This window comes from Vibrio sp. OPT46, from assembly GCF_015163535.1.
GTDB classification, from domain to species: Bacteria; Pseudomonadota; Gammaproteobacteria; order Enterobacterales; family Vibrionaceae; genus Vibrio; species Vibrio alginolyticus.
In genome coordinates, this window is record NZ_JADDYG010000250.1 from 6,748 (window position 1) to 7,250 (window position 503).

A 503-nucleotide genomic window follows, 5' to 3' on the forward strand; every position below is an offset into this window, starting at 1 on the left:
AGAATCACTGAACTATCGGAACATCCGAATGCGATAACCCCAATCAATGAAATCCTAGTTAAAATCCCTTGGGGAGAAATAGCTGCTTGTCCTTGCTTTATCTCGTCCAATTGTGCCAGACCAATAAAACCTTTTCTAACAGGAGAGCCAGACTTCAACAACTGGCATTTTGTATCCTTACACCAAAACCATACTGACTGTTTCGTAGGGCGTAAACTTGAACTAGAAACATTGAATAGCGGAATCAAGCGATGGCAAAAACAAGAAGCAGGCCAAACGTATTGTATTACTGGTACCGCAGGGATAGGAAAGACCAGCCTACTCAACCAGGTCATTTCGTCTTTGAGTCGTTCTTCGTGTTTAACCACGGAGATTCAAATCCTGAATCATGGCAGTGCTGATCTTTTGTCCCCTCAAAATATATTCACTCGGGCAATTTGTTCATTTACTCGTGAAGATACCGATGATTCTATTCGTCAGCAGACTGTCGAGTCATCAATTCC

The 503-nt window shown here is 42.3% G+C and carries 1 protein-coding gene; it reads left to right on the forward strand.

Annotation, left to right across the window (positions count from 1 at the left end; genetic code table 11):
* Window positions 1–231: 231 nt before the first annotated feature.
* Window positions 232–503, forward strand: a 272-nt coding sequence (locus IQR33_RS32825; RefSeq protein ID WP_228013858.1) for a hypothetical protein, incomplete at its 3' end; no start/stop codon positions are given.